1 protein-coding gene is annotated in these 292 nt (G+C 66.4%); it reads left to right on the top strand.

Features of this window, described 5'->3' with window-relative positions; translation table 11 throughout:
- The coding region (locus VTU_RS29945; RefSeq protein WP_010109499.1) for a SwmB domain-containing protein at nt 1-292 on the top strand (292 nt) is incomplete at both ends.

The raw sequence follows: 292 nt of genomic DNA, 5'->3' as shown, positions 1-292 counted from the left end.
CCGCCGACACCACGGCCCCAGTCCTTGGCACCGCCACGGTCAGCGGGCACGATCTGGTGCTGATCTACGCCGAGGCCAGCAGCCTGGGTCTGGACGCGATCCATACCGCTAGCGCGACGGACTTTGCGGTGAATAGTGCCAGCGGCCTCGCCATCCGCGTCAATAGCCTCACGGTGGACGCCACGACCAAGACCGTCACCCTGCACTTGGACCGTGACGTGGACAGCGGCGAGGCGGTGAACGTCAGCTACACCAAACCTGCCGGCGACAACGTGCTCCAGGACGCAGCAGG

This window comes from Verminephrobacter aporrectodeae subsp. tuberculatae At4 (assembly GCF_000193225.1).
Classification (GTDB): Bacteria; Pseudomonadota; Gammaproteobacteria; order Burkholderiales; family Burkholderiaceae_C; genus Acidovorax; species Acidovorax aporrectodeae.
The sequence above is the reverse complement of the archived record's forward strand: the minus strand, read 5'-3'. Positions and strand labels throughout refer to the sequence as shown.